Annotated in this window: 22 protein-coding genes and 1 tRNA gene; 19 read left to right on the plus strand and 4 right to left on the minus strand. The window is 63.0% G+C overall.

Translation table 11 applies throughout. From position 1 onward, the window contains the following. Positions 1-47: 47 nt before the first annotated feature. The 3 genes from NJ75_RS19165 (at position 48) to NJ75_RS19175 (ending at position 3,373) form a co-directional block, all read left to right on the plus strand. Positions 48-1,889, plus strand: coding sequence for a DNA polymerase III subunit gamma/tau (locus tag NJ75_RS19165; protein WP_039337430.1), 1,842 nt, complete (start codon positions 48-50; stop codon positions 1,887-1,889). After that, a complete protein-coding gene (locus tag NJ75_RS19170; protein ID WP_039337431.1) occupies positions 1,886-2,221 on the plus strand; it encodes a YbaB/EbfC family nucleoid-associated protein in 336 nt (111 codons plus the stop codon). Before NJ75_RS19165 ends, NJ75_RS19170 begins: the two co-directional genes overlap by 4 nt. A 129-nt stretch (positions 2,222-2,350) precedes the next feature. After that, the gene (locus NJ75_RS19175) at positions 2,351-3,373 is read left to right on the plus strand and encodes an MlaA family lipoprotein (protein ID WP_052242653.1); all 1,023 of its coding nucleotides are present in this window, start codon (positions 2,351-2,353) and stop codon (positions 3,371-3,373) included. An 85-nt stretch (positions 3,374-3,458) separates the two neighbouring features. Here NJ75_RS19175 and NJ75_RS19180 read toward each other — a convergent pair whose 3' ends face one another. Next, positions 3,459-4,493: a hypothetical protein gene (locus NJ75_RS19180; RefSeq protein ID WP_039337433.1), complete on the minus strand. Its 1,035-nt coding sequence runs from the start codon at positions 4,491-4,493 to the stop codon at positions 3,459-3,461. Between the two features lie 211 nt (positions 4,494-4,704). On the opposite strand from NJ75_RS19180, the gene lon reads away from it, so the two are divergent. Next, positions 4,705-7,110 carry an endopeptidase La gene (gene lon / locus NJ75_RS19185; protein WP_039337434.1) on the plus strand — a complete coding sequence of 802 codons (2,406 nt, stop codon included), beginning with the start codon at positions 4,705-4,707 and terminating at the stop codon, positions 7,108-7,110. A 211-nt stretch (positions 7,111-7,321) separates the two neighbouring features. Further along, on the plus strand, positions 7,322-7,594 hold the full coding sequence (locus NJ75_RS19190; RefSeq protein WP_039337436.1) for an HU family DNA-binding protein: 273 nt from the start codon (positions 7,322-7,324) through the stop codon (positions 7,592-7,594). 73 nt (positions 7,595-7,667) lie between these two features. Here the strand turns inward: NJ75_RS19190 and NJ75_RS19195 are convergent, their stop codons facing one another. Beyond that, positions 7,668-8,528: a hypothetical protein gene (locus tag NJ75_RS19195; RefSeq protein WP_052242654.1), complete on the minus strand. Its 861-nt coding sequence runs from the start codon at positions 8,526-8,528 to the stop codon at positions 7,668-7,670. Positions 8,529-8,546: 18 nt separating this feature from the next. Beyond that, positions 8,547-9,362, minus strand: a complete 816-nt coding sequence (gene rlmB / locus NJ75_RS19200) for a 23S rRNA (guanosine(2251)-2'-O)-methyltransferase RlmB (RefSeq protein ID WP_039337438.1) — start codon at positions 9,360-9,362, stop codon at positions 8,547-8,549. A gap of 175 nt (positions 9,363-9,537) precedes the next feature. Between rlmB and NJ75_RS19205 the strand changes: the two genes are divergently transcribed. The 4 genes from NJ75_RS19205 to NJ75_RS19220 all read left to right on the plus strand — a co-directional run bounded on the left by NJ75_RS19205 (position 9,538) and on the right by NJ75_RS19220 (position 12,207). Then, a tRNA-Tyr gene (locus NJ75_RS19205) sits at positions 9,538-9,623 on the plus strand. 92 nt (positions 9,624-9,715) lie between these two features. Beyond that, positions 9,716-10,579, plus strand: a complete 864-nt coding sequence (locus NJ75_RS19210) for an alpha/beta fold hydrolase (RefSeq protein WP_039337507.1) — start codon at positions 9,716-9,718, stop codon at positions 10,577-10,579. Positions 10,580-10,618: 39 nt separating this feature from the next. Further along, positions 10,619-11,368 carry a phosphatidylserine decarboxylase gene (locus NJ75_RS19215; RefSeq protein ID WP_039337508.1) on the plus strand — a complete coding sequence of 250 codons (750 nt, stop codon included), beginning with the start codon at positions 10,619-10,621 and terminating at the stop codon, positions 11,366-11,368. Continuing rightward, positions 11,365-12,207 (plus strand): CDP-alcohol phosphatidyltransferase family protein, encoded by an 843-nt coding sequence (locus NJ75_RS19220; protein ID WP_039337439.1) that lies wholly within the window; start codon positions 11,365-11,367, stop codon positions 12,205-12,207. The genes NJ75_RS19215 and NJ75_RS19220 overlap by 4 nt, the downstream gene beginning before the upstream one ends. Here NJ75_RS19220 and NJ75_RS19225 read toward each other — a convergent pair. After that, positions 12,155-12,433 carry a hypothetical protein gene (locus tag NJ75_RS19225; protein ID WP_039337441.1) on the minus strand — a complete coding sequence of 93 codons (279 nt, stop codon included), beginning with the start codon at positions 12,431-12,433 and terminating at the stop codon, positions 12,155-12,157. The two genes, NJ75_RS19220 and NJ75_RS19225, sit on opposite strands and share 53 nt — an antisense overlap. A gap of 466 nt (positions 12,434-12,899) precedes the next feature. Here NJ75_RS19225 and rpsB point away from each other — a divergent pair, with 466 nt between their 5' ends. From rpsB to NJ75_RS19275, 10 genes are all read left to right on the plus strand, one after another. Further along, the gene (gene rpsB, locus NJ75_RS19230; RefSeq protein ID WP_039337510.1) at positions 12,900-13,658 is read left to right on the plus strand and encodes a 30S ribosomal protein S2; all 759 of its coding nucleotides are present in this window, start codon (positions 12,900-12,902) and stop codon (positions 13,656-13,658) included. 124 nt (positions 13,659-13,782) lie between these two features. Continuing rightward, positions 13,783-14,709 carry a translation elongation factor Ts gene (tsf, locus tag NJ75_RS19235; RefSeq protein WP_039337443.1) on the plus strand — a complete coding sequence of 309 codons (927 nt, stop codon included), beginning with the start codon at positions 13,783-13,785 and terminating at the stop codon, positions 14,707-14,709. A 142-nt stretch (positions 14,710-14,851) separates the two neighbouring features. Then, entirely contained in the window at positions 14,852-15,574 is a 723-nt protein-coding gene (pyrH, locus tag NJ75_RS19240) for a UMP kinase (RefSeq protein WP_039337444.1), read from the plus strand. Between the two features lie 3 nt (positions 15,575-15,577). Next, positions 15,578-16,135 carry a ribosome recycling factor gene (gene frr / locus NJ75_RS19245; protein ID WP_039337446.1) on the plus strand — a complete coding sequence of 186 codons (558 nt, stop codon included), beginning with the start codon at positions 15,578-15,580 and terminating at the stop codon, positions 16,133-16,135. Then, on the plus strand, positions 16,132-16,842 hold the full coding sequence (uppS, locus tag NJ75_RS19250) for a polyprenyl diphosphate synthase (protein ID WP_039337448.1): 711 nt from the start codon (positions 16,132-16,134) through the stop codon (positions 16,840-16,842). Before frr ends, uppS begins: the two co-directional genes overlap by 4 nt. Positions 16,843-16,918: 76 nt before the next feature. Continuing rightward, the gene (locus NJ75_RS19255) at positions 16,919-17,578 is read left to right on the plus strand and encodes a phosphatidate cytidylyltransferase (protein ID WP_236727196.1); all 660 of its coding nucleotides are present in this window, start codon (positions 16,919-16,921) and stop codon (positions 17,576-17,578) included. A 6-nt stretch (positions 17,579-17,584) separates the two neighbouring features. Continuing rightward, complete coding sequence (locus NJ75_RS19260; protein ID WP_039337454.1) at positions 17,585-18,742, plus strand: 1-deoxy-D-xylulose-5-phosphate reductoisomerase; 1,158 nt, start codon at positions 17,585-17,587, stop codon at positions 18,740-18,742. Further along, positions 18,742-19,863 (plus strand): RIP metalloprotease RseP, encoded by a 1,122-nt coding sequence (rseP, locus tag NJ75_RS19265; protein WP_082013475.1) that lies wholly within the window; start codon positions 18,742-18,744, stop codon positions 19,861-19,863. The genes NJ75_RS19260 and rseP overlap by 1 nt, the downstream gene beginning before the upstream one ends. A 211-nt stretch (positions 19,864-20,074) precedes the next feature. Continuing rightward, complete coding sequence (gene bamA, locus NJ75_RS19270) at positions 20,075-22,708, plus strand: outer membrane protein assembly factor BamA (protein ID WP_052242655.1); 2,634 nt, start codon at positions 20,075-20,077, stop codon at positions 22,706-22,708. Continuing rightward, complete coding sequence (locus tag NJ75_RS19275; protein WP_039337455.1) at positions 22,708-23,391, plus strand: OmpH family outer membrane protein; 684 nt, start codon at positions 22,708-22,710, stop codon at positions 23,389-23,391. Before bamA ends, NJ75_RS19275 begins: the two co-directional genes overlap by 1 nt. Positions 23,392-23,407 lie beyond the last annotated feature (16 nt).

Raw genomic sequence — 23,407 nt, forward strand, 5'->3', positions numbered from 1 at the left:
CTCGGGGCATTCGACAATCGGGCCGGGAGTGCTTACCTAAGGCGGCAATGGCCGATTCCACCGACATGTTTGGCGATCCTCCGCAAGAGGAGGAGAACAAGCCCTCTGCTGCCGAGCTCGAGGCGGCGGGCCAAAGTTCGATGTTCGGCGATCCGGCGCCGGTCGCAGCGCCTGTAGCGCCTGCTCCGGCTCCTGCAGAAGTGGTGCGGGAGACGGCGCCACCGCCACCGGTCGCGCCCGCAGCGGCATCTGCTGCGCAACCCTATCGCGTGCTGGCGCGCAAGTACCGGTCGCAGACCTTTGCCGAACTGATCGGGCAGGACGCGATGGTGCAGACGCTGGCCAACGCGATCAAGCGTGACCGGCTGGCCCATGCCTTCCTGATGACCGGCGTACGCGGTGTTGGCAAGACTTCCACCGCGCGCCTGATCGCCAAGGCGCTCAACTGCATTGGCCCGGACGGGCAGGGCGGGCCTACGATCGATCCGTGCGGGTCTTGCGAACCATGCCGGGCGATTGCCGAAGGCCGGCACATCGACGTGATCGAGATGGACGCGGCGTCGAACACTGGCGTCGACGACGTGCGCGAGATCATCGAAGCGGTGCGCTATGCGGCTGTTTCGGCGCGCTACAAGATCTACATTGTCGACGAAGTCCACATGCTGTCGCGCAACGCGTTCAACGCCTTGCTCAAGACGCTTGAGGAACCGCCGGCGCATGTGAAGTTCCTCTTTGCGACGACCGAAGTGGACAAGCTGCCGGTCACGGTCTTGTCGCGCTGCCAGCGGTTCGATCTCAAGCGCATTCCCGCCCCGCTGCTCGCCAGCCACTTCGGCATGATCTGCGGCAAGGAAGGTGTCGAGGCCGAGGACGAGGCGCTGGCGATGATCGCCGCTGCCGCCGAAGGTTCGGTGCGCGATGGCCTTTCGATCCTTGATCAGGCGATCAGCCATGCCGATCTGGTTGGCAGCGAGGATGGCAAGACCCGGGTAACGGCCGAGCAGGTCCGGCAGATGCTGGGCCTTGCCGACAAGACCATGCAGCGCCGGCTGCTCGACGCCGTGCTTTCGGGCAAGGGCGGGACGGTGCTGGAGGAAGTGGCGCAGCAGTATGCGCTGGGGATCGAGCCGATCGCGATGATGCGGGCGCAGATGGATGTGGTCCATCGGGTGACGGTTACGCAGATCGGCGGTGTGGGGCCGGACATCCGCTCGACCGAGGAGCGGGAGGCTCTCGAGGGCTGGGCCAAGGCGCTTTCGGCGGGGCAGTTGCACCGGTTGTGGCAGCTGCTGCTCAAGGGTTACGAGGAAGTGAAGGTGGCGCCTGATCCGCTGGTGGCGGCGCAGATGGCGCTGTTGCGGGTGATGCACGCGGCGGACCTGCCCGATCCCAGCGGGCTGGTGAAGAAGCTGGAAGAGATTGCTTCCCGGCCCGTGGTCATGGCGCAGACCGCCGAACCGGGCGCTGTCGCGGCTCCCGTGGCGCAAGCGACCGCGGCGCCCGCGATGGACTGGGAAGCGCTGGTCGAGCAAGTCGAGCATGTCTCGCCATTGGTCGGATCGACGATGCGGCTGGGCGTGCGGGTGGTTGAACTCAAGGCCGGTTTGCTGCGCTATCAACTGGCGCCGGGATTGCCGAACGATCCGGCGGCGGATATCCGCCGCGCGTTAAACCACGTGACCGGCGAGGCATGGATCGTCGAGCGCGGGGAGGGCGATGCCCTGCCCAGCCTCGAGGAAGCCAAGGCCGAGAAGGTGGCGGCGGCGGACGCGGCGATGAAGGAAGATCCCTTGGTCAAGGCGGCGCTCGAAGCCTTTCCGGGCGCGGTGATCATTGATGAGGAAAGCTCGCGAGAGCACGAAAAGAGACCCTGGAGCAAACGCGCATGAAGTCGATGGAAGAGATGATCCAGGCCGCCCAGAAAGCGGCGCAGACCATCCAGAAGCAGATGGAGGACGCGCAGGCGACCTTGGACAACATCGAGGTCGAGGGCGCGGCAGGCGGCGGGCTGGTGAAGATCAAGGCCTCGGCCAAGGGCCGCGTGATCGGCGTCAACATCGACGAGAGCTTGTTGGCTCCGTCCGAGAAGGGCATCCTCGAGGATCTGGTTGCGGCAGCTTTCAACGACGCGCGCGGCAAGGCCGATGCTGCGGCTGCGGAAGAAATGCAGAAGGTGCAGATGGCGGCCGGCATTCCGCCGGGGTTCAAGCTGCCGTTTTGACCGGTGGCTTGACCGGTCAGGCCGGTGTGGGCTGGCGATGAATTGATGGTGTAGGACTTGCGGCGTGGCTGGGGGCGGGCCAAGGCTGTGCGGTAAACTGATGAACCGGACAGGAATTCCTGCTTGAGTGTGACCTTGCTTGCCAGCGCTGCCCTGCTTGCCGTTCCCGTTGCGGACGGACCATTGGTGCCGGAGGTTGCGCTGGTGCAGGACTCGCAAGCCTCCGCTGCCGGTGCAGCAACGCCGCTTCCTGCCGAAACCCCGTCTGAGCCACAGCCTACAGCACCTATCGCCTTGCCGCAGGCACCCGCGCCATCACTTGACCAGATTGAGCAGGACGAGCAGGCGATCGTCGTATCGGGCGAGAAGACCCCGCGGCAGGACCCGATGCAGGCGGTCAATCAGGCGAGCTACGATGCAGTGCAGGCAGTCGACGATGCGGTCATCGCGCCCGTTGCCAACGTCTATGAAAAGGGCGTGCCGCGCCCGATCCGCATGGGTCTCAGGAACTTCCTGCGCAACCTGACCGAGCCGATTGTTGCGCTGAACTATCTGCTGCAACTGAAGCCGGGCAAGGCGGCCGAGACGGTCGGGCGGTTCGCGATCAATTCGACGATCGGCGTCGGCGGTGTGATCGACGTCGCCAAAAACAAGCCCTTCAACCTGCCGTATCGGCGCAATGGCTTTGCCTATACCTTTGGATATTACGGTATCGGGCCGGGACCCTACATGTTCCTGCCACTGGTTGGCCCGACGACGCTGCGCGACGTGATCGGGCTTGGGCTCGACCGTTTCCTGATGCCGTTTGCCGTTGGCGGACCGCTGCGCAATCCGGGCTATGTCTATGGCAGCTTCGTCATCCGCTCTCTCGACGAGCGCGTGGCCAATGACGAACTGTTCAAGCGCATCCGCGAAGAGTCGAACCCTTACGCCTCCTATCGCGAGCTCTATCTCAAGACCCGGCAGGCAGAGATCGACGCGCTGAAGGGCAAGGCGGATTTCCAGAAGGAAGGATCGATCACCCTGCCAGCGATCACGCCGACACCGCCGCCTGCGATGCCTTCTGCGGCCAGCGAGCCCGTTCCTGCTACGCCGCCAGCGCCGATATTTGTCTCGGAGCCGGTGGTGCAGCCGCTGCCTTCCGCACGTTGAGATTGCGCCCCCGCGCAGGCGGGGGCCTCGGCCGGTTTATGCTGGTGGTCCGTAACAACACCGAGGTCCCCTCCTGCGTGGGGACTCAGCTTTCCAGCAGCAGCGAATAATCGCGCAGGACTTCCCAGGCCTTGCCCGGCGAGATCATCAACTGGTCGGCGCTCTCCAGACCTGCGAGGCGGCGAATCATCTGGGAGACGGTGGCGGCGTTGCCGCTGCTCATGCCGTAAGTGGAGATGAGCACTTCGGGATTATGCGAAAGTGTGTTCTCGAAAAGCAAGTCGACATTCTGGGGCTGGAAGCCGAAGCCGAGGAACACGAGGCGTTTTGCGCTGGCGACCGACAGGCGGATGTCGCGCAATGCATTGCGATCGGCGCTGCGTTCGTTGAGCGACTTCAACTGGGCAGCGATCGCATGGATGTTCCATGGCTGCTCGACACCCCATTCGGCCTGGGGTGCCTCACCCTTCTGCCATGGCAGACGGCCAACGGAGCCATGCGGGTGCACGATGTCGAGCTTCTCTGCAATGACTTGCTGCGCTTCCTTCAGCTCGATCCCATAGGCCATGACCAGCGCGTAAGGCAGGAAGTGTTCGACTGACCGATCGTAGTTGAAGTTAATGATGGTCAGCTGTTCGAGCGTCTGTCCGATCTTGCTCCGGGGAACGCCAGAGGTGATCAGCTGGCCGAGCTGATAGATCCAGTATTCGGCAATCTTCCCTTGAAGCGGCAGCTCGCCTTCCACGCGCGGGATATCCTTCAGGTTGCTGCGCGATTCAGCCTGGCCCATGAAGAATGTGATCGCCAGCTTGCCGCAGGCGACAACGAGCGGGTCATGATCGTACTGTTCAAGCACGGTATCGATCGAGCGACCGAGGCGGCAGGCGTTGCGCAGGCGCTCGGCGGCAGCGGCAACATCCTCGACCTTCTTGTTCAGCTTTTCAGCAAGCTTGTAGATATTGCGCAGAAGCAACTGGCCGTCGCGTGTCGAGGTCTCCGAGTTGGTGCGCTTGAAATCATAGCCCTGGATGATGCGAGCCAGCAGTTCCGCGTTGGTCGGAAACTGCAATTCTGCACTCGCCCCTGCGCCGACGATCAGCGTTGTTCGTGTACGCAGCATGCGATGTGGCAGCCTCCCAGTCCTTCACGTCCAATGCGTATTTATACCTAACATTCGGTTTACGGCTCTCGCCGACAAGAGGGTCAAACTGGCCAGGAGATGTCGTGATCCACAGCCGATATGGCAAAAGCCATTGCGACAGGCGCGCGGTCTCCCCATATCCCGGGAAAGCGCCGGGCGGCGTGCCCGGCAGGACGGAAACGAAGTGCCCATGAATCTCTATCCCCTGCTTCCCCTTCGCGACATCGTCGTGTTTCCCGGCATGGTCGTGCCCCTCTTTGTCGGGCGCGAGAAATCGGTAGCGGCGCTGGAAGCGGCCATGGCCGGCAACAAGGATATCTTCCTGCTCGCCCAGCTCGATCCGGGCTGCGACGATCCGGATCGCGACGATCTTTATGATACCGGCGTGATTGCCAGCGTCCTGCAACTGCTGAAGTTGCCGGATGGCACGGTCCGCGTGCTCGTCGAAGGACGGGACCGCGCGGTGCTTGACGGCCTGCGCGAGGAAACGACGACGCATGGCGCGATGCTTGTCGCGCAGGTCGAGCAGCAGGAAGCCGTGGTGGCCGAGAGCACCGAGATTTCTGCGATGATGCGGTCGGTCGTCGATCAGTTCGCCGAGTATGCGAAGCTTTCGAAGAAGCTGCCGCAGGACGCCGGCGGCCAGCTTGGCGATATCGAGGATGCTGGCAAGCTGGCGGATTCGGTTGCCGCGAACCTTGCTGCCAAGGTGGCTGACAAGCAGGCGGTGCTTTCCGAATCCGATCCGATGAAGCGGCTCGAGATGGTGCTTTCCTTCATGGAGGGCGAACTGGGCGTGCTGCAGGTGGAGCGCAAGATCCGTGGCCGCGTGAAGCGCCAGATGGAAAAGACGCAGCGCGAATACTACCTGAACGAGCAGTTGAAGGCGATCCAGTCGGAGCTGGGTGGCGGCGATGGCGAGGAAGCCAACGAGATCGCCGAGCTTCAGGAGAAGATCGACACTCTCAAGCTTTCCAAGGAAGCCAAGGCCAAGGCGACGGCTGAGTTGAAGAAGCTCAAGACCATGCAGCCGATGAGCGCCGAGGCGACTGTCATCCGCAATTACCTCGACGTGTTGCTGGGTCTGCCATGGGGCAAGCGCAGCAAGCTCAAGAAGGACATTCCCGCGGCGCAGGCGATCCTGGACGCCGATCACTACGCGCTGGACAAGGTCAAGGACCGCATCGTCGAATACCTTGCGGTGCAGGCGCGCACCAACAAGCTGAAGGGGCCGATCCTGTGCCTCGTCGGTCCTCCGGGCGTCGGCAAGACCTCGCTCGGCAAGTCGATCGCCAAGGCGACCGGCCGCCAGTTCGTGCGCCAGTCGCTTGGCGGCGTGCGCGACGAGGCCGAGATCCGCGGTCACCGCCGGACCTACATCGGCTCGCTGCCGGGCAAGATCGTGACCAACCTCAAGAAGGCAGGCACCGCGAACCCGCTGTTCCTCCTCGACGAGATCGACAAGCTCGGCCAGGACTTCCGCGGCGATCCGGCTTCAGCGCTGCTGGAAGTGCTGGATCCCGAACAGAATGCGAAGTTCCAGGACCATTACCTTGAGCTCGACTTCGATCTTTCGGACGTGATGTTCGTCTGCACGGCGAACAGCCTGAACCTGCCGCAGCCGCTGCTCGACCGCATGGAGATCATCCGTCTCGAGGGTTACACCGAGGACGAGAAGGTCGAGATCGCCGAGCGCCATCTGGTGCGCAAGCAGGTGGAGGCGCATGGTCTCAAGAAGGGCGAGTTCACGCTCGAGACCGAAGCACTGCGCGATCTGATCCGCTATTACACCCGCGAGGCCGGCGTGCGCACGCTGGAGCGCGAGGTAGCGCGTCTGGCGAGGAAGTCGCTGCGCCAGATCCTGGAAGGCAAGGCCAAGAGCGTGACGATCACGCCCGAGAACCTTTCCGACTTTGCCGGTGTTCGGAAGTTCCGCCACGGCGTCTCTGACGAGGAGAACCAGGTCGGCGCGGTTACCGGCCTTGCCTGGACCGAGGTTGGTGGCGAACTGCTGACGATCGAGAGCGTGACGGTGCCCGGCAAGGGCGCGGTCAAGACTACGGGCAAATTGGGCGAGGTGATGAGCGAGAGCGTCCAGATGGCGTTCAGCTTCGTCAAGGCGCGCAGTCCGGCCTACGGCATCCGGCCTTCGATCTTCAACCGCAAGGACCTGCACATCCACTTGCCCGAGGGTGCCGTGCCCAAGGATGGCCCGAGCGCTGGCATCGGCATGGTGACCGCCATGGTCTCGACGCTGACCGGCATTCCGGTGCGGGCGGACGTGGCGATGACGGGCGAAGTGACGCTGCGTGGCCGCGTGCTGGCCATTGGTGGCTTGAAGGAAAAGCTCCTCGCGGCACTGCGTGGCGGGATCAAGACGGTGCTGATCCCCGAGGAGAACCGCAAGGATCTTGCCGAGATCCCGGCCAACATCAAGGAAGGCCTGGAAATCGTTCCTGTAAGCCATGTCGACGAGGTGCTGGCACGTGCGCTGGCATCTGTGCCGCAGGCGATCGAGTGGACTGAAGCGGACGATCTCGCCTCTCAGCCGACCGCGCCGGCCGGAGCGGCCGGCGCTGCGCCGACTGCCCACTGACAGTTCTCAACTGCAAGTTCGGAAGGGGTGTGCGCACATTTGTTGCGCGCACCCCTTCCGTGTTCTGAAAAGTGCCTAAAAATAAGGTGATTCCGGGCTGGACTGAGCCGATTAGGCTTTGACAGGTGATTGTTTCTCGGCTTGTTTCCGTGCACCCGAAAGGCGACTCAATTCCATTCAACCCAAGACAAAAGACTTAGGGGGTTCCGCAATGAACAAGAACGATCTCATCGGCGCCGTCGCCGATGTCAGCGGCCTGTCGAAGGGCGATGCGACCAAGGCCGTCGAGGCCGTCTTCGAATCGATCTCCGGTGCGCTGGCCAAGGGCGACGAAGTGCGCCTGGTCGGTTTTGGCACCTTCTCGGTAGCCAAGCGCAAGGCGTCGACCGGTCGCAACCCGCGCACCGGAGAGCCGATGTCGATCAAAGCCTCGGCGCAACCCAAGTTCAAGGCTGGCAAGGGCCTCAAGGATGCGGTCAACTGATCGCAGCCTGACCGGGCCTACTGCCTGGTGAGTTTCGGAGCCGCGTCGGTCAGGCAGACCGGCGCGGCTTTTTTCATGGTGCGATGCGGATGAGCGCGGTGGGCGCTTCCTTGGTACGCTCGTTTACCTTCCACTGCAGCGTCTTGCCGGAAGGGGAGGCGACGGGCCCTTCGTCGGTATTGTTGGCGAGAATTTCGCCGTCTGTGCTGAGCATCAGCACGCCGTCGAGCACAGGCATGCCATCGCCGCCGGCCTTTCCGCTCTTTTCATCGGCAGCCATAGCAGCCATGCCCATGATCGGAGAGCTTGCCGCACCGGAGGCAAACGCAGGGGCATCGATGCGCACGCTGCCATCGGCGCGACGGATGAAGGTGACGAAGGGCATGACCATCGGCAGCTTTTCGATCATCGGGAAGCTGAAATCGTGGGTCAGCTTGCCGGTGATCGCGTATTCCACTTCGAACTTGCCGTCGCCCTTGTCGATGACTGACTTCCAGCCCTTCTGGCGGCGCAGGCGTTCGGCGAATTCCTGCGCTGCGCGCGGGTCTGAAGGATCGATGCCACCGAGCATGGCCTTGGCCATCTGCTCGTCGGATTTCTGCTTCTCAGCCGCGGCAGCCTTGCTGGCGGCGACCTCCTCTTCCCAGGCTTTCTTCTGCTCCGCGATCTCGCCGTCCGTGCAGGCCCGTTCCTCGACCTTCTCATCGTCGAAACAGCTCGAAGGTTCGAAAGGGGCGGTCTCGTTCTTGCGGTTGCGCTCTTCGGCAGCGAGCTTCGACAGGGCGAGGACATGGATTTCACCCTTGTAGGTGAAGCTGAAGCTGCCGTCCCTGCGCAGGTCGATGGCGGAAGTGAACTTGCCGGGGAGGAGCAGGCAGCCTGCCAGCAGGAGTGTAGCGAGCGTTGCCGCCGCCAAAGCCCAAGAACGCTGCATCTGCCCCTCCTGTCGCGCTTACCCCTCGCGCGTGGCCACCGCGTAGAGCGCGATCGCCGCAGCGTTCGATACGTTAAGGCTTTCAATCGCGGACGCAATCGGCAGGCGCGCGATCGCATCGCAGTGCTGGGCAACATTGTGGCGCAGCCCTTCGCCCTCGGCACCGAGGACCAGTGCAACCGGACCTGCGGGGACGGCGGAGGGGAACACCGCCTTGCCATCACCGTCGAGCCCGATGCGCCAGTAGCCTTCCTCGCTCATCCGCTCGAGCGCGCGCGACAGGTTCACCACTCGGACCCATGGCACGATTTCCAGCGCGCCGGAGGCAGATTTGGCGAGCGTGCCCGATTCGGGCGGGGCATGGCGGTCCTGCGTGACGAGCGCGGCGACATTGAACGCAGCGCAGGAGCGGAGAATCGCGCCGACGTTGTGCGGATCGGTTACCGAATCGAGCACGACAATCGTGCGGCCATCGGATTCGTCGAGAACATCGTCGAGAGCGACATCGTCGAGTGGGGCACAATCGAGCACGAGGCCCTGGTGGGGTGCATCCTTGGCAACAAGGCGCGCAAGGTCGGCGGCCTGAGCGTATTCCACCGGCAACGAGGCGGGCAGTTCGGCATCGTGATCGTCGAGCATGGCCTGGATTGCCTCGCGCGTGCCCCAAAGCTTCTTGGCGTCGCGGTTGGGATTGGTCAGCGCAGCCTCGATCGCGTGGCGGCCCCACAGGCGGATCGAGCCCGCGCTGCCCCGGCCCGAACCGCGTCCGCCCTTGTTGCGGCCGGCGCGGCCGCGCAGCGCACGGCCCTTCGGTTGATCGTCATTGCGGGGCATCAGGAGACCTTCTCTGCAAGCTTGTTGAAAAATTTCGTGTTGCGCATGCCAGCCTGCCCATTGACAGGCAAGTCCAGCTTCGCCAAAGGGGCCGCCACTCGGCCGGACGGTCTCTTCGGAGACTTCGAAAATCGGCTCTTCCTTCGGGAGGAACCGGCACCGGCAGCACTGGTGTGGACAGGTGGCCGAGTGGTTAAAGGCAGCAGACTGTAAATCTGCCCGCGCAAGCGTACGCTAGTTCGAATCTAGCCCTGTCCACCACCACTGCTTCTCGATTACGAGAGAATTCCCGGCTTTAATCGGCCAATTAATTCCTGTTGCATGGCGCGGGATGTTGCGCAACGCTGCGCAGCATGACGACGATCCGCATTCCCGCAGCTGGCGGTTTGGCCATCGTGGCCGACGAACTGGGCAACCCGGATGCGCCCACCGTGATCCTCGGGCACGGCGGTGGGCAGACGCGGCACAGCTGGGACCGCGCCGGGCATGAACTGGCCGAGGCCGGCTATCATGTCATCAACTACGATCTGCTGGGCCACGGTGAGAGCGACTGGGAGCCTGATGGCGATTATTCCTATGCCCGCCGTGCTGCTGACCTCACGGCCATCGCAGCGCGGGCGCGGGGACCATTCGCGTTCGTCGGTGCTTCCCTGGGGGGACTTTCGTCGATGGCGGCGGCAAGCCTTGGGACGATGCCGGCAGCGATGGTGCTGGTGGACGTGGTGGTGCGTCTGTCCGAATCCGGGGTGGACCGCATCGTCGAGTTCATGTCGGCCAATCCGCGTGGTTTCGGTTCGCTTGAGGAAGCTGCAGATGCGATCTCGGCCTATTATCCGGACAGGAAACGCCCGGCGCGGCTCGATGGCTTGCGCAAGAACCTGCGCGAGGGTTCCGATGGGCGGTTCTACTGGCACTGGGACCCGAAGTTCCTGATCGGAGGGCGGCCTCACGGCGCACTCGAAGACCTGATCGAGAACGCGGGTTGGACCGCGACTGTGCCGACATTGCTGGTCCGCGGCATGAAGTCGGACATCGTTACCGACGAAGGCGTGGCGCATCTCGCCGAACGGATTGCGCGGCTCGAGGTCGTCGACATTGGCGGCGCGGGACACATGGTTGCCGGCGATCGCAACGACCTTTTCAACGAGGCGGTCATCGGCTTTCTGGCGCGTGTGATGCCGCCTGTGACGGGCGAAGCGCTGCGCGAGCCGGGATGATTGCTTGTCCCGGCGCGAGGCAGCGCCTAGATGGGAAGCATGTCCGGAGAAATTCTCGATAACCGTGGTCGCGGTTCCGCCGGTTGGTCATGGCCATCCATCCATCCCGAAGGGCGCAAGTTTGGCCTGATCGCTGCTGCGTTGAGCGCGGGCGCCGCCTTCATGGCGTGGGAGACCATCGCCTGGCCGCTCGCCTTTCTGACGCTGGGCGTGCTGGCCTTCTTCCGCGATCCCGTGCGCGTTACGCCGCGGGACGACAGGTTCGTCGTATCGCCCGCCGACGGTCTGATCACGCTGATCCAGAAGGTGCCGCCGCCGCGCGAACTGTGCGCCGACGATGGTTCTGGCGTCCGCGGCATGAACCCCGAGCCGGTCACCCGCGTGTCGATCTTCATGTCGGTATTCGACGTGCACATCAACCGCACCCCGATCGCCGGGACGATTCGCCGTGTCGTCTATATTCCCGGCAAGTTCGTGAACGCCGACCTCGACAAGGCGAGCGACGAGAACGAACGCCAGCACTTCCTCGTCGAACGTGGTGATGGCGTACAGATCGGCTTTACGCAGATCGCAGGGCTTGTAGCGCGCCGCATCGTGCCGTTCGTCAAGGGTGGAGACATCGTGGCGGTGGGGCAGCGCGTGGGACTTATCCGTTTCGGCAGCCGTGTTGACGTCTATCTGCCTGCCGGGACCGAGCCGAAGGTGCTCATGGGCCAGAAGTGCGTCGCCGGGGAGACGATCCTTGCCGAGATCGGTGAAGCTCCGATGATCGAAGGCATCGGCCAATGATCGACGAGGGCAGGGCGGCTCGCCTCCGTCGCGGGCGCCTGCCCGGGGGGCTTACGTTGCGGGCGATGGCCCCGAATGCGATTACCACTGCCGCGCTTTGCTCGGGCCTGACCGGGATACGGTTCGCGGTTACTGCAGCGTCCGGCACCGATCCCGTGCAGGTGGCCGAGGATTGGCGCAAGGCAGTTGCTGCCGTCATCATCGCAGGCCTGCTCGACGGCATCGATGGCCGCATCGCCCGCCTGCTGAAGGCGCAGTCGCGCTTTGGAGCGGAACTCGACAGTCTGGCGGACAACGTCTCGTTCGGCGTAGCGCCTGCTCTCATCCTATTCCTATGGTCTCTGCAGGAGGCGCCCCGCGTCGGCTGGTTTGCCGCACTTGCGGTAGCGATCGCTTGCGCGCTTCGGCTTGCCCGATTCAACGCTCGCATCGACATGGAGGAACAACCCCACAAGTCGGCAGGTTTCCTGACAGGTGTACCTGCGCCGGTTGGGGCGGGGCTGGCGTTTCTGCCGCTCTACCTCTGGATTGCCACGGACAACCCGGTGTTCCGCGAACCCTTGCTGGTCGGGCCGTGGCTCGTTCTGGTGGCGTTCCTGATGATTTCCAACATCGCTACGCTGAGCTGGTCGTCACTCCGACCCCGTCGCAGCGTACGGCTGGAACTGATTGCACTGTTCGGTCTGGTGATTGCGGCGCTGCTAAGCGAGCCTTGGCTGACCCTGTCGGGGATCTGCATCGTCTATTTGCTGCTGATCCCCGTAGGCGTGGTGCGCTACGCGAGAGTCAGGCGGCAGCGCGCCGCGAGCGTGCGGAGCGAACCGCATCCTTCTGCTTGAACGGGCGGCGCGGCGTGCGACGGAGTTGAGGCGCGGCGAAAGCCCGGGGCGCCTCGGCTTCGTGGCTGGTGACATGGACCAGAAATTCGCGGTCACGCTCAAGCGAGCGGTATTCTGCCAGAAGAGCAGTGATCTGCCCTTTTCGCCCCTGCATCGTCACGAAAACCGCGCCCACGGCGAAGGTGGCTGCAGCTGCGAAGACGAGTGTGCAAACAAGAGCGAGCATTGGACCATTCCCTGCGTTCTGCCAGATCCACCTGGTTAAGAATCCATTTACGATTCACCTGTGGATAACCTGTGGATTGAGCTATCGTTCCTGACTGTCCGATGACTGATTCGGATATGGAGCCAATGTTCCTGTTTTGTTCCGATCCGTCAAGCTGGAACAGTCGTGCCAACAGCCAAATTGCTGCCAAACGACCCATGTCCTTGATTTGAAGCGGATGTTTATTGCAGCGTGATCGGATTAATCTCGATCAAGCACGGCGTTCGCCTAGGGACCAGCGCGCGATTCAATGCTGGATTTTCCCGCATTCCTCATCTATCGGCGGCGCGTTCGCATGAATCCGTTCGGCATGGTGCTGACGGAATATGGCGAACAATCCACACGGGATGCACTTTCACCGGTGCCGCCAGCGGGAGCTCCGCAGCGGTTCCAGCGTCCCGGAGGCACAACCGGAAAGGAATTACCCATGGCGGCACCAGTCGTCACGATGCATCAGCTTATCGAAGCCGGGGCCCACTTCGGCCACCAGACCCACCGCTGGAACCCGCGGATGAAGCCGTACATCTTCGGCGCCCGCAACGGCATCCACATCCTTGACCTGTCGCAGACCGTTCCCCTGTTTGCCCGTGCGCTCGAGTTCATCTCGGCGACGGTCCAGGCTGGCGGAAAGGTCCTGTTCGTTGGCACCAAGCGCCAGGCGCAGGAGCCAATCGCGCAGGCTGCGCGCGCTGCCGGTCAGCACTACGTCAACCACCGCTGGCTGGGCGGCATGCTCACCAACTGGAAGACCATCTCGGGGTCGATCAAGCGCTTCAAGGCTCTTGAAGAGCAGCTCGCTGGCGATACTGCCGGTCTGACCAAGAAGGAAGTCCTTCAGCTGACCCGCGAGCGTGACAAGCTTGAGCTGTCCCTGGGCGGCATCCGCGACATGGGCGGCATTCCGGACGTGATGTTCGTGATCGACGCCAACAAGGAAGAGCTGGCGATCAAGGAAGCGAACGTCCTCGGTATCCCGGTGGTCGCGATTCTCGATTCGAACGTCTCGCCCGATGGCATCGCATTCCCGGTTCCGGCAAACGACGACGCAAGCCGCGCCATTCGCCTTTACTGCGAAGCCGTTGCTGCTGCTGCCACCAAGGGTGGCCGTGACGCGGCGATCGCTTCGGGTGCCGACCTTGGCGCCATGGCCGAGCCGCTGGCAGAAGAAGCCACGGCTGAAGCCTGATCCGGATTTTCGTGTGGCGGCCTTGCCTTGCAACGGCGGGCCGTCACCGAACTGACCCGGGTACGATTTACGAGCCGCGGCAGTGCTGCGGCTTCCTGTGTTTTCAAGATAAAGGATCAACGCAATGGCTTACACCGCCGCTGACGTGAAGAACCTGCGCGAGCGCACCGGCGCCGGCATGATGGACTGCAAGAAGGCTCTCGACGAGGCCGGCGGCGATTTTGAAGCCGCCGTTGACGCACTGCGCGCCAAGGGTCTGGCCGCTGCTGCCAAGAAGTCGAGCCGCACCGCTGCCGAAGGCCTCGTCGGCGTTGCCGTTTCGGGGACCAAGGGCGTTGCCGTCGAAGTGAACTCGGAAACCGACTTCGTCGCCAAGAACGACCAGTTCCAGGACTTTGTCCGCAAGGCCACCGAAGTTGCGTTGAACACCGGCGCTTCGGACGTCGAGACACTGAAGGCCGCAGCCTATCCGGACGGCGGTTCGGTTGCTGACAAGCTGACCAACAACGTCGCCACCATCGGCGAGAACCAGCAGCTGCGTCGCATCAAGCATGTCGAAGTCTCGAACGGCGTCGTCGTGCCCTACATGCACAATGCGGCCGCCACCAACCTCGGCAAGATCGGCGTGCTCGTCGCGCTCGAATCGGACGCTGCTGCCGACAAGCTCGAGGCGCTCGGCAAGCAGATCGCGATGCACATCGCTGCTGCCTTCCCGCAGGCCCTCACCGCCGACCAGCTCGACGCCGAGCTGATCGCGCGCGAGCGCAAGATCGCGGCAGAGAAGGCTGCCGAGAGCGGCAAGCCGGCGGAAGTCCAGGCCAAGATGGTCGACGGTGCGGTCGCCAAGTACGCCAAGGAAAACGCACTGCTGTCGCAGATCTTCGTGATGGACAACAAGTCGACCATCCAGCAGGTCGTCGACGCCGCTGGCAAGGAAGCTGGCACGAAGATCGTGCTGAAGGACTATGTCCGCTTCCAGCTCGGCGAAGGCATCGAGAAGGAAGAGACCGACTTCGCTGCCGAAGTGGCTGCTGCCGCCGGCATCAAGTAAGTCTGCGTTGAACGATCCCCGCATGGACGGGCCGGATATCTGGCCCGTCGGTGCGGGGATTGTTATGCCTGCGCCCTTGGCAGGCCCCTTCACAGGGCTATAAGGGCGGCCACTTCCCTTTGGTTACGAGTGCATCCGATCCATGAGTGTCCCCAGCTACAAGCGCATTCTTCTGAAGCTCTCGGGCGAAGTGCTGATGGGGGAACAGCAGTTCGGGATCGACACGGACTACGTCGCCCGCGTGGCGCAGGAAGTGAAGGACGCGCGCGACAGCGGCCTCGAGATATGCCTGGTCATCGGTGGCGGCAACATCTTCCGCGGCATGGCCGGAGCTGCCAAGGGCATGGATCGGGCGCAGGCCGACTACATGGGCATGCTGGCTACGGTGATGAACGCGCTGGCGATGCAGTCGGCGCTGGAACAGCTTGGCGTCCCGACCCGCGTGCAATCAGCGATCGAGATGGACAAGGTGTGCGAGCCGGTGATCCGTCGTCGTGCCGAGCGTCACCTGGAAAAGGGCCGCATCGTGATTTTCGCAGCCGGCGTAGGCGCACCCTATTTCACCACTGACTCCGGCGCTGCGCTGCGCGCTGCCGAAATGAAGTGCGACGCCTTGCTCAAGGGGACCAGCGTGGACGGCGTCTATGATGCTGACCCGAAGAAGGATGCCACGGCAAAGCGTTATGAAACCGTGGATTATGACACGGTGCTGGCAGACAACCTGAAGGTCATGGACGCAAGCGCAGTGGCGCTGTGCCGTGACAACAACATTCCGATCGTCGTCTTTTCGATCCGCGAGCGCGGCAATCTTGCCCGCGTGCTTGCGGGCGAGGGGACGCAGACGATCGTCAAGCAAGGAGCCTGAGCCATGGCAAAGTACGACAAGGCCGATCTCGAACGCCGCATGAAGGGCGCTGTTGAATCGCTCAAGGGCGATCTTTCCGGCCTGCGCACCGGTCGCGCCAATACCGCGCTGCTCGATCCGATCATGGTCGAGGTTTACGGCAGCCACATGCCGCTCAGCCAGGTGGCCAGCGTCTCCGCGCCGGAACCGCGCATGCTTTCGGTACAGGTGTGGGACAAGTCGAACGTGACTCCGGTCGAGAAGGCAATCCGCTCGGCAGGCCTGGGCCTTAATCCGATCAGTGATGGACAGACCCTGCGCCTCCCGATCCCGGACCTCACCGAGGAGCGCCGCAAGGAACTGGCCAAGCTTGCGAGCAAGTATGCCGAGAACGCCCGCATCGCGATCCGCAATGTGCGCCGCGATGGCATGGATGCTCTCAAGGCCGACGAGAACAAGAAGGAAATCTCGGAAGATGAGCGCAAGCGCGCCGAGACCGACCTGCAGAAGCTGACCGACGATATCATCAAGCAGGCCGATGAAGCGGCTGTGGCCAAGGAAAAGGAAATCCTCGGCAAGTGACGGCGGTCCCCGCCTCGACGGGCGGCAGCGCGTCCCATGGCGCGCGGCACGTCGCGATCATCATGGACGGCAATGGCCGGTGGGCGAAGAAGCGGATGATGCCGCGCGCCTTCGGCCACAAGCGCGGTGTAGACACGGTGCGGGACATTGCCCGCGCCGCGCGCGACATGGGGCTTGAGGCGCTGACGCTCTATGCTTTCTCGTCGGAGAACTGGAAGCGTCCGGCGGACGAGATTGCCGACCTGATGGGGCTGTTGCGGACATTCATCCGCAATGACTTGGCGGAACTCGTTGGCAACAACACGCGACTGAAGATCATCGGCGATTATCAGGCGCTTGCGCCCGATATCGTGGAATTGATCGAAGATGCGATGGCGCGGACAGCGGGCAATACCGGCACGACGCTGGCAATCGCGCTGAATTACGGCTCGCAACAGGAAATCGCCCGGGCGGCGGCCAAGGCCGCAGCCAAGGGGCCGGTCACGCCCGAAGCTATCGAGGCGGAACTGGACACCGCGTGCCTGCCACCGCTTGACCTGCTGATCCGGACTTCGGGCGAGGTTCGCCTTTCGAACTTCCTGCTGTGGCAGGCGGCATATGCCGAGATGTGGTTCACGGACGTGCTCTGGCCGGACTTTACCGCGGCGCACCTGCGGGAGGCACTTGAGCAGTTCGGATCGCGCGAGAGGCGCTTCGGTGGACGCTGAACCCCAAGTCGCACCGAGCGCGGCAGAAGCTCCCAGAAAATCCGATCTCGGCGTGCGTCTTGCTTCCGCCGTCGTGATGCTCGCGATCGCCGGCGCCGCCTTCTGGGCGGGCGGCCTGTGGCTGGACCTGTTCGTGGCCGTCGTGGCTCTCGGCGTGTTCGTCGAGTACGTGCGTTTGGTAGGCAAGATCGCTGACGATGCAGCGCGCCTCTCTTCAATGGTGATCTTCGGTGCGGTCTATGTCGGCTGGGGCGGGCTTGCTCTTGCCGTCATGCCCGAGCCGTTGATGCTGGCGGTACTGGGCCTGGTGATCTGCACTGATACGGGCGCCTACTTTACCGGCCGTACGCTCGGCGGGCCGAAGATCGCTCCCAGGATCAGCCCGTCCAAGACATGGTCCGGGCTGCTCGGCGGCATGGCGGCGGCAGGCATCTGGGCGTCGTTGGTGGTGCTTTCCGCAAGCTATCTCGTCTCTGCTATCGGGCCCACGGGGCCAAGCGTGGCGGCAGCGCTGGAAGTCGCCAACCTTGGCATGGCTGCCATCGCGGGCGCGGTGCTGGCCGTTTTTGCCCAGATCGGAGACTTCTACGAATCGTGGTTGAAGCGCCGGGCAGGGGTGAAGGATTCATCGCGACTGATTCCCGGACACGGTGGTCTGTTCGACAGGGTTGACGGACTGCTCCCGGTTGCCATCATCGTCGGCACGGCTTGGGCCGCAACGCAGGCAGGACTTTAGAGGCAGATGGCGCGCTCCATTTCCGTTCTGGGCGCAACCGGCTCGATCGGTGCCTCCACGCTTGACCTGATCAGACGCAATCGCAATGACTGGCGTGTCGTTGCCTTGACCGCCAATGGTGACGCCGAAGGTCTGGCCAGGCTGGCCCGCGAGTTCGGCGCTGAAGTTGCGGTGGTGGCCGATGAGGGCGCGCTGCCCGCCCTCCGCGAAGCTCTTGACGGGACCAGCATTCACGCAGCAGCGGGATCGGCAGCGCTGATCGAGGCGGCCTCGCGTGGGGCCGACATTACCGTGGCAGCGATTGTGGGATGTGCCGGGCTTGCCCCGACGATGGCGGCAATCGAGCGCGGCGGTGTGATCGCCTTGGCCAACAAGGAAGCGCTGGTTTCCGCAGGAGACGTGATGACTGCGGCCGTCGCGCGGCACGGCGCAACGCTGCTTCCGGTCGATTCCGAGCACAATGCCATCTTTCAGTGCCTGGCTGGCAATAGCCTTGAGCACGTCCAAGCGATCACGCTGACGGCGAGTGGCGGGCCTTTCCGCGATTGGACGCTCGAACAGTTGCAGCGCGCAACCCCGGCCGAAGCGGTCAAGCATCCCAACTGGTCCATGGGCGCCAAGATCAGCGTGGATTCCGCCACGATGATGAACAAGGGCCTTGAGTTCATCGAGGCGTTTCATCTGTTCCCCGTCGGGGTGGAACGCCTGCGCATCATCGTCCACCCGCAATCGATCGTGCATTCGATGGTCGAGTATCGCGACGGATCGACTCTCGCCCAGCTTGGCCCCTCGGACATGCGGGTGCCGATTGCTTCAGCGCTCGCCTGGCCCGAGCGGATGGACACACCCTGTGCTCCGCTCGATCTCGCCGCCATTGGACAACTGACCTTCCGCACGCCGGATGAGATCCGCTTTCCGGCTACGCGCCTTGCTCGTAATGCTGTGATCGAGGGCGGGGCGGCCCCTGCCACTATGAACGCGGCCAACGAGATCGCCGTGGCAGCGTTTCTGGATGGTCAGATTGCATTCACCCGGATCGTGCAATCGGTTGAGGATGTGCTTTCGCGCAGCGCCATGCCGGCGCCCACCTGCCTTGACGATGTCATCGCGATCGATGCCGAGGCGCGGGCAAGGGCGCGCGAACTGATGGAACCCGTACGCTGATGTCGCCGATGGAAAGCCCCGGAATTCTCGTCACTTTGCTCGGTTTCGTGCTGGTGCTGGGGCCTTTGGTGTTCATCCACGAACTGGGCCATTACCTTGTTGGCCGCTGGTTCGGGGTAAAGGCCGACGTCTTCTCCATAGGATTCGGCAAGGAAATTGCGGGCTGGACCGACAAGCGCGGCACGCGATGGAAGCTCTCTGCCCTGCCGCTGGGTGGCTATGTCCAGTTCGCCGGGGACATGAATGCGGCGAGCCAGCCCAGCCCCGAATGGCTTGCTCTCCCGGCCGAGGAACGCAATCGCACCTTCCAGGCGAAGCCGCTGTGGCAACGGGCGCTGATCGTGCTGGCGGGGCCGGTTACAAACCTTCTGTTCGCGGTGCTGATCCTGGCCGGGTTTACCCTCGCCTACGGCAAATCGGTCGTTCCTCCTGTGGTGGGCGAAGTTCAGGCGGGTTCCGTTGCTGAGCGTGCAGGGGTGAAGGTAGGCGACCGCGTGGTTTCCATCCGAGGTCGTGCGATCGAGTCTTTCCTCGATATCCGTCTCGAGGTTGGCCAGAATCCGGGGGAACCACTCGATCTGGTCGTGTTGCGGGAAGGTCGCCAGATTGACGTGCCAGTCAGCGCCGCTGTGAAGGTCGAAAGCGACCGGTTCGGCAATACGCAGAAGATCGGCTTTCTTGGCATCGGTCCCAAAAGTTACGAGATCGTCAGGGTCGGGCCAGTTGAGGCGGTAGTGGACGGCGTCAGGCAAACCGGCAACATCATCGCGATGATGGTCAACGGGATTGGCCAGATTGTCATGGGCAAACGCGAGGTCAAGGAACTCGGCGGACCGATCAAGATTGCCAAATATTCGGGTGAGCAGCTGGTTTCCGGTTGGCAATCGTTCGTCGGCTTCGTGGCACTTATCTCGATTAACTTGGGGTTCATTAACCTCCTGCCAATTCCGGTTCTCGACGGGGGCCACCTCGCTTTCTACGCGGCCGAGGCAATCCGCCGGAAGCCGGTTGGCCAGCGCGGGCAGGAGTGGGCATTCCGCACCGGCCTGGCGTTCGTCATGGCATTGATGCTGTTCGTCACGATCAACGACGTGGCGTCGCTCAAGCTGTTTGGAGGGTGAGGCGAGTTTGACTGCGTCCGGTGCGGGGACGCGTGGTATTCGGCGGTCAGGGGTGGCAGGCGGATTTCCACATAATGTCTTTCCACAGAAATGCGGGGCAATGTTTGCTTGATTGGCCTTGTGGCATCGGGCAGAGGGCTACATTGCTTGCCGTGGCCGGACTTCCTCGGGGGCGTCCTGCTGCCACTTTATTACGGGATGGCGCTTGGTGATGATTGGACGTAACGCGGGCCGGGCAGAGAATCGGAACGCCAGGACTTCCCCGCTGTGCGCAGGCCTTCTGGCCACCAGCGCCTTGGTGGCTGTTCCAGGAATTGCCTCGGCGCAGGCCGTGGCTCCTGTTTCGCAACCTGCAGCCCCGGCTCCGGTGGTGCAGGCGCCGGTACCTGCCGGAGACGTCATTCGCACTGTGACTGTGCAGGGCTCGCAGCGCCTTGAGCCGGACACGATCCTTTCGTACATCCGCCTGCGTCCGGGCCAGACATATACGCAGGCGCTGGGTGACCAGGCGCTGAAGGACCTTTACGCGACTGAACTCTTCGCCGACGTCTCGATCCGCAACAACGGCGGTGACGTTGTGGTTCAGGTCAAGGAAAACCCGGTCATCAACCGCATCATCCTTGAAGGCAACAAGCGCCTCAAGGAAGACAAGATCCTCCCCGAGATCAAGTTGGCGGCTCGCCAGATCTTCACGCGATCAAAGGTTCGCGCCGACGTTGCGCGCATCATCGAACTCTACAAGCGGCAGGGCCGCTTTGCCGCGACGGTCGAGCCGAAGATGGTCATGCTTGACCAGAACCGCGTCGACATCGTGTTCGAAATCAGCGAGGGGCCGAAGTCCAAGGTTCGTCAGATCAACATTATCGGCAACGAGAAGTTTTCGGACGGGAAGCTTCGCGGCGAGATGGTGACCAAGCAGGCGCGTTTCTTCCGCCTGTTCTCCTCGGGCACCAGCTACGACCCCGACCGTCTGGCCTTCGATCAGCAGAAGCTGCGCCAGTTCTATCTGACCGAAGGCTATGCCGACTTCCGCGTGGTTTCGGCCGTGGCCGAACTGACTCCGGACAAGCGTGACTTCATCATCACCTACGTGGTGGAGGAAGGCGATCGCTACAAGTTCGGCGACGTGAAGGTTGACAGCCAGCTGCGCGATTTCGACAGCGATGCGATGTCCAAGCGCCTGCCGATCAAGGCGGGTGACTGGTACAACGCCAAGATGGTCGAGGACCAGGTCGACGCGTTGACCGAAACCGCAGGCGCGTTCGGCTATGCCTTTGCCGACGTCCGCCCGGACTTTTCGCGCAACAAGGATGACCTGACGATGTCGGTCACCTTCCGCATTGCCGAAGCGCCTCGCGTCTATGTCGAAAGGGTCGACGTCAACGGCAATACGCTGACGCAGGACAAGGTCGTGCGCCGCGAGTTCCGTCTAGCCGAGGGCGATGCGTTCAACACGTTCCAGGTCAAGCGTTCGACCAACCGCATCAAGTCGCTGGGCTACTTCCAGGAAAAGTTCGAGATCGAGCAGAAGCCGGGCAGCGCGCCCGACCGCATCGTGCTTGAAGCTAACGTGGAAGAGCGGCCCACCGGCGAACTCCAGCTCTCGGCCGGCTTCTCAAGCCTCGAGAGCTTCATTTTCCAAGGGTCGATCCGCCAGAACAACTTCCGCGGTCGTGGCCAGACCATCGGCCTTTCGGTCGACTACTCGCGCTTTACGCGTTCGGTCCAGGTGAGCTTCACGGAACCGTACCTCTTCGACAAGAACATCTCGCTGGGCGTTGATGTCTATCGGCGCGACCTCAACAGCTTCAACCAGTTCAACTCCAACCGCAACACGACCTACAAGCAGGCAACCACGGGCTTTTCGGCGCGTATCGGCGTGCCGCTGTCGGAGTACATGTCGCTGATCGGGCGCTACACGTTCAATCTCGATGACGTCACTCTGGACCAGAGCACGTTCTATGTGAACGGCCAGTGCAGCATTCTGCTGGCAGGGCGTTACCTGTGCGATGCCATCGGCAAGCGGACAAGCTCCATTCTTGGCGCTTCGCTGGTCTACGACACGCTGGATAACCGCCTGCGTCCGAGCCGGGGCACGCAGTTCGTCGTCGGCGCCGACGTTGCCGGGCTGGGCGGTTCGGTCCGCTACGCACGCATTACTGCCAACGCAGCCAAGTTCTGGCCCGTGGGTGGGGGATTCATCTTCTCCGTCCGCGCCGAAGGCGGCGCGATCAAGGCGCTTTCGAGCCGTTCCAGCGATCCCACCATCGACGACGTGCGCCTGACGGACCGCTTCTTCCTGGGCGAACCCCAGATCCGCGGCTTCGACATTCGCGGTGTCGGACCCCGCGTCCTGCGCAAGTTCCTGACGATCGATACCAACAACGACAACATTCCCGACACGGCATCGACTGACCGCAACCAGTGGGTCGATGACGCTCTGGGCGGCAAGTATTATTACCTGACCCGCGCCGAGCTTGAGATTCCGCTGGGATCGGGCGCACGCGAACTCGGTCTGCGTCCGTCGATCTATGTCGACGCCGGCGCCGTCTGGGGCATTGCCAACCCGCTCACGCAGAACCCGAACAACGTCGTCTATTACACTGACGCGCTGACCGGGAAGATCACGAACAGCCCGACCGCATCGGATGGTACGGCAAACACTGCCACGCGCTATATCGAAGAGTACGTTGGCGATACGCTGTCGCCGCGCGTCTCCGTCGGCATCGGCGTGAACTGGAATTCGCCGTTCGGCCCGTTCCGCCTCGATTTCGCCAAGGTTCTCAAGAAGGCCAATGGCGACGACCCCAAGACTTTCACTTTCAACGTGGGAACCCAGTTCTGATGAAAATCCGTTACGCTTCCGCGCTTCTCGCGGGCCTCGCTGTTCTTTCCGTTTCGCCGACCGCTGCCGTGGCGCAGGCCACCTCGGGCACGGTCACGCCCGGTATCGCCATCGCCAATCCCTCGGCGGTGGTCGCCGCATCTGCTGCATATCAGACCGCCCAGCAGCAGCGTCCGACGACCTACAAGCCGCAGATCGACCAGGCCAATGCACGCAAGGGCCAGATCGAAGCGCAGCTCAAGCCTCTGATCGACAAGCTTCAGGCGGATTCGAAGGCGGCCAACCCCAACCGTGCGGCGCTTCAGGCCCAGTACGAGCAGATCCAGCAGATCGAACAGGCCGGCCAGGCAGAGATCCAGAAGATTCTCGAGCCGCTGAACCTTTCGCAGCAGTACGTGCTCGAGCAGATCGGCGACAAGCTTGACGCTGCCACCCAGGCCGCGATGGACAAGAAGAAGATCACGCTGGTGATCGATTCGCAGTCGGTCATCAAGGCTGGCCAGGTCTACAATCTCAACCAGGACATCCTGACCGAGCTCAACAAGGCCATTCCTTCGGCACAGCTGGTGCCGCCGGCTGGCTGGATGCCGCGCGCGCAGCGTGAGCAGCAGGCTCAGGCTCAGGCCGCACAGCAGCCGGCAACCGCCGCGCAGCCTGCGAAGAAGGCACCCGAAGGCCGCTGAGGTCTTCGGTTTGGGG

Source organism: Novosphingobium subterraneum (assembly GCF_000807925.1).
Taxonomy (GTDB): Bacteria; Pseudomonadota; Alphaproteobacteria; order Sphingomonadales; family Sphingomonadaceae; genus Novosphingobium; species Novosphingobium subterraneum.

Bases quoted from the DNA above. Each gene is read 5' to 3' on its own strand.
- NJ75_RS19165 (WP_039337430.1), top strand. From the start codon at position 48: ATGGCCGATTCCACCGACATGTTTGGCGATCCTCCGCAAGAGGAGGAG.
- NJ75_RS19170 (WP_039337431.1), top strand. From the start codon at position 1,886: ATGAAGTCGATGGAAGAGATGATCCAGGCCGCCCAGAAAGCGGCGCAG.
- NJ75_RS19180 (WP_039337433.1), bottom strand. From the start codon at position 4,493: ATGCTGCGTACACGAACAACGCTGATCGTCGGCGCAGGGGCGAGTGCA.
- lon (WP_039337434.1), top strand. From the start codon at position 4,705: ATGAATCTCTATCCCCTGCTTCCCCTTCGCGACATCGTCGTGTTTCCC.
- NJ75_RS19190 (WP_039337436.1), top strand. From the start codon at position 7,322: ATGAACAAGAACGATCTCATCGGCGCCGTCGCCGATGTCAGCGGCCTG.
- NJ75_RS19195 (WP_052242654.1), bottom strand. From the start codon at position 8,528: ATGCAGCGTTCTTGGGCTTTGGCGGCGGCAACGCTCGCTACACTCCTG.
- rlmB (WP_039337438.1), bottom strand. From the start codon at position 9,362: ATGCCCCGCAATGACGATCAACCGAAGGGCCGTGCGCTGCGCGGCCGC.
- NJ75_RS19210 (WP_039337507.1), top strand. From the start codon at position 9,716: ATGACGACGATCCGCATTCCCGCAGCTGGCGGTTTGGCCATCGTGGCC.
- NJ75_RS19215 (WP_039337508.1), top strand. From the start codon at position 10,619: ATGTCCGGAGAAATTCTCGATAACCGTGGTCGCGGTTCCGCCGGTTGG.
- NJ75_RS19220 (WP_039337439.1), top strand. From the start codon at position 11,365: ATGATCGACGAGGGCAGGGCGGCTCGCCTCCGTCGCGGGCGCCTGCCC.
- NJ75_RS19225 (WP_039337441.1), bottom strand. From the start codon at position 12,433: ATGCTCGCTCTTGTTTGCACACTCGTCTTCGCAGCTGCAGCCACCTTC.
- rpsB (WP_039337510.1), top strand. From the start codon at position 12,900: ATGGCGGCACCAGTCGTCACGATGCATCAGCTTATCGAAGCCGGGGCC.
- tsf (WP_039337443.1), top strand. From the start codon at position 13,783: ATGGCTTACACCGCCGCTGACGTGAAGAACCTGCGCGAGCGCACCGGC.
- pyrH (WP_039337444.1), top strand. From the start codon at position 14,852: ATGAGTGTCCCCAGCTACAAGCGCATTCTTCTGAAGCTCTCGGGCGAA.
- frr (WP_039337446.1), top strand. From the start codon at position 15,578: ATGGCAAAGTACGACAAGGCCGATCTCGAACGCCGCATGAAGGGCGCT.
- NJ75_RS19255 (WP_236727196.1), top strand. From the start codon at position 16,919: ATGCTCGCGATCGCCGGCGCCGCCTTCTGGGCGGGCGGCCTGTGGCTG.
- NJ75_RS19260 (WP_039337454.1), top strand. From the start codon at position 17,585: ATGGCGCGCTCCATTTCCGTTCTGGGCGCAACCGGCTCGATCGGTGCC.
- rseP (WP_082013475.1), top strand. From the start codon at position 18,742: ATGTCGCCGATGGAAAGCCCCGGAATTCTCGTCACTTTGCTCGGTTTC.
- bamA (WP_052242655.1), top strand. From the start codon at position 20,075: ATGATTGGACGTAACGCGGGCCGGGCAGAGAATCGGAACGCCAGGACT.
- NJ75_RS19275 (WP_039337455.1), top strand. From the start codon at position 22,708: ATGAAAATCCGTTACGCTTCCGCGCTTCTCGCGGGCCTCGCTGTTCTT.